General features: G+C 70.5%; 4 protein-coding genes. 3 read left to right on the plus strand and 1 reads right to left on the minus strand.

The annotated features are described in order from the left end of the window. From TR48_RS43815 to TR48_RS32645, 3 genes are all read left to right on the plus strand, one after another. On the plus strand, positions 1-285 hold a 285-nt coding region (locus TR48_RS43815; RefSeq protein ID WP_042374016.1), incomplete at its 5' end, for an aromatic-ring hydroxylase C-terminal domain-containing protein. 576 nt (positions 286-861) lie between these two features. Next, positions 862-2502 carry an MFS transporter gene (locus TR48_RS32640; RefSeq protein WP_042374018.1) on the plus strand — a complete coding sequence of 547 codons (1641 nt, stop codon included), beginning with the start codon at positions 862-864 and terminating at the stop codon, positions 2500-2502. Next, on the plus strand, positions 2492-3154 hold the full coding sequence (locus tag TR48_RS32645; RefSeq protein ID WP_161789950.1) for a TetR/AcrR family transcriptional regulator: 663 nt from the start codon (positions 2492-2494) through the stop codon (positions 3152-3154). The genes TR48_RS32640 and TR48_RS32645 overlap by 11 nt, the downstream gene beginning before the upstream one ends. Here TR48_RS32645 and TR48_RS43820 read toward each other — a convergent pair. Further along, positions 3151-3312, minus strand: coding sequence for a hypothetical protein (locus TR48_RS43820; RefSeq protein ID WP_161789951.1), 162 nt, complete (start codon positions 3310-3312; stop codon positions 3151-3153). The genes TR48_RS32645 and TR48_RS43820 overlap by 4 nt on opposite strands. Positions 3313-3491: the final 179 nt, after the last annotated feature.

Here is a 3491-nt window from a genome sequence, read left to right on the forward strand (position 1 = left end):
ACCCGCCTGTTCGACCTACTGCGCGGCCCCCACTGGACCCTGCTCTCCTTCGGGAGCACCGCCGTCCAGCAGGTCCCGAACGGCCCGCGCACCTTCCGGGTGACCACCGACCCGACCGCCGGCGGCGCCGACACCGTCATCGACACCGACGGCCTCGCCCACCACACCTACCAAACCGCCGGCGACGAACTCGTCCTCATCCGCCCCGACGGCTACATCGCCACCCGCCGCCCCACCCGAGACCTCGCCGCCGTCCTTGCCCTGGCGACCATCAACAGCCTGTAACCCGCAGGGGCGGACGCGCGTGGCGGACAGAACGGAAAGCGGCGATCCTCCGCGGCCTCGTCGGATGACGGGTGTGCCACGGCTCAGGCGGTGATACTGCCTGGGCCGTGGCACACCCGATCCGCCCGGCGCCAAGCCCTGGTAAGCCGACACTCGGGCACCTATCGTCCCGCGCAACCGCGGTCGACCGCGAAGGCGGTCGCCGCGGGGACCGGGGAGGGCGCCGCGCCGGTGGCCGGCCGTGACAAGCAGGACTGCTCCGAACTGTGGTCGCCGTTCGGTGGTCTCCGGTCTCCCGTCGGCGGTGGGCGCCTGGGTAGCCGGTCCGCCCCGGAGGAAGCGCCCGCCTTCCGGAGGGGCCGAGTGACTCCGCGTCAGGCGCTTCTTTGACCAGGGGGAGTGCGTCAGGGCAGTACGGGGCCGGGGTGATCAGGTGGTGCGGCCCGAAGGCGGGACCGGGCGTGGCCGGGCCGTCTCGCCCTCGCTCCAGGCGGGCCACATTTACGGGACTTGCTAGTCTCGTAAATGCTGGCTACTGTTTTCGAGACCTCAAAGTCTCGTAAAGCCTGTGAATGGATGCCTTCCGTGACCTCCCCCGTAGTCGCCCCCGCGGTGCACCGGCGCCGCTGGCTGATCCTCGGCGTGCTGGTGCTGAGCCTGCTGGCCGTCGTCCTCGACTCCAGCATCCTCAACGTCGCGCTCAAGACCATCGCCGACCCGACCAGGGGGCTCGGCGCCTCCCAGACCGACCTGGAGTGGGCCACCAACGCCTACACCCTGGCCTTCGCCGGGCTCCTGTTCACCTGGGGCATTGTCGGTGACCGGATCGGCCGCAAGAAGATGCTGCTGATCGGGATGGCCGTGTTCGGCGTCGCCTCGTTGGCCTCCGCCTACTCCCAGTCGCCCGGCGAGCTGATCGGCGCCCGGATCCTGATGGGCATCGGCGGCGCGGCCGTGATGCCCACCACGCTGGCGATCATCTCCAACGTGTTCGAGCCGAAGGAGCGGCCCAAGGCCATCGGGATCTGGTCCGGCGCGGTGGGCATCGCCATCGCCATCGGCCCGATCACCGGCGGCGTGCTGCTGGAGCACTTCTGGTGGGGCTCGGTCTTCCTGGTCAACATCCCCATCGTGGCCGCCGGACTGCTGCTGATCCTGCTGCTGGTGCCGGACTCCCGTAATCCCGCACCGGGCCGGTTCGACCCGGTCGGCGTGCCGCTGTCGATCGCCGGCATCACCGCCTTCGTCTACGGCATCATCCGCGGCGGCGACATCGGCTGGTTCAAGCCCGAAGCGATCGGCATCATTGCCCTCGGCATCCTGTTGCTCGTGGTGTTCGTGCTGTGGGAGCGCAGGACCGACCACCCCGCCCTCAACGTCCGCCTCTTCCGCCACAAGGGTTTCTCCGCCGCCATCTCCGTGGTGGGCTTGGTGTTCCTCGCCCTGATGGGCATGACGTTCTTCCTCTCCTTCTACATGCAGGCGGTGCGCGGCTTCTCGCCGCTCAAGTGCGGCGTGCTGCTGATCCCGCTGGCCGCCGCCCAGCTCATTTTCTCCTCCCGAAGTGCAGGCCTGGTCCGCCGCTTCGGCTCCCGCGCCGTCATCGCCAGCGGCATGGCCCTGGTGACCCTCTCCCTCGGCTCCTACCTCTTTGCCGGAACCGACACCCCGATCTGGCACCTGGAGATCGCGCTGTTCTTCATGGGCATGGGGATGGCCAACGTGATGCCGCCGGCCACCGCCGCGGTGATGGCCACGGTGCCACGGGAGAAGGCAGGCGAGGGATCGGCGATCAGTAACACCGTCCGCCAGGTCGGCGGTGCGCTCGGGGTCGCGGTCCTCGGTTCCGTCCTCACCTCCGCCTACCGCGGCAGGATCACCCCGGTGCTGGACTCCGTCCCGCAGTTGCACGCGCAGCCCGGCGTGGTCAAGGAGCTGTCCGGCTCGATCACCGCGACCGAGGCGTTCGTGCAGAAGCTCGCCCCCCGCGCCGACGCGCTGCTCGAACCGGCCAAGGACGCCTTCGTCCACGCCATGCACCTGGCCGTGCTCGGTTCCGTCGCCTTCGGCGCCGTTGGTGTGGTGACCGCCCTGCTCTGGCTGCCCGGCCGCACCGCCGCAGCCCAGGGTGGACCCGCCGCGCCCGCCGACCGCACCATGGCAGTGGTACCCGCCAGCGCAGGGCGCGACGACGAGGAGGTGCCCGTTGCCGAATGAACCGACCTCCCGAGCAGCCCCGGCCCCCTCGACGGACCCGACCCTGCCTGGCGGCCGTCCCGCCCGAGGACGACCCCGCAGCGCCGACTCCGAGCAGGCCATCCTGCAAGCCGCCCTGGATCTGTTGGACGAGGGGACCGACCTCGGCGCGATCAGCATTAACGCCATCGCCGCACGCGCCGGCGTCGGCAAGAACACCGTCTATCGACGGTGGTCCAACAAGGACGCGCTCCTGGTGGACGCGGTCGCCTCGCTCAACCCGCCGCTGCCCCGACCGGACCGCGAAAGCGTCAGGGAGAACCTGATCCTGCTGCTCAGTGTGCTGGTCACCCGGCTGCAGAACACCAGGGCCACCAGCATCCTCAATGGGATGATCGCCGCGGGGCGCCAGTACCCGCAGCTTCGCGAGCGCTACTACGCGGACGTGGTGGAACCCCGGCGCGAGGTCACCCGGGAGGTCATCCGAGCCGGCATCGCCTCCGGCGAGCTGCGCTCCGACCTCGATCCGATCGCCGTTGCGGAACTGCTCACCGCGCCGCTGATCCTGCGCTCCGTGGAGGGCGCCCGCCTCCTCGGGAAGCCGGATGAGATCGCCGCCGAGGTGGTGGACGTGGTCCTGTTCGGCGTCGCCCGGAAACGCCCCGGCGACTAGCCGTCGGTTGAGGGAGGCTCATTCGCGTCATCGTCCTCGTCATCGCCTTTGGCGCGGACGTCCTTCGGGGTGGGTGCTGTGATGTTCCGCTGCTCTGCGGACCGCTGACGTGTCTCGTCGTCGACCTGGTCGTTGTCACGCTCGTCGGGGATGCTCATGACCCCATCCTGGCCCCGGGGCGGCCGAATCGTGGGCAGACACGTGGGCAGCCCAGCAGCGAAACCCGGCGGATCCCCTGGCGGCGCCCGGGCGCCGGGGGACCAGTCGGGCGCGGGCCGGGGCTGGGTTAGGAGCGGCCGCGGCCGGAGAGCAGGTCGCGGGCCCGGTCGACCAGCCC

The sequence above is a fragment of the Streptacidiphilus neutrinimicus genome (assembly GCF_000787815.1).
Taxonomy (GTDB): domain Bacteria; phylum Actinomycetota; class Actinomycetes; order Streptomycetales; family Streptomycetaceae; genus Streptacidiphilus; species Streptacidiphilus neutrinimicus.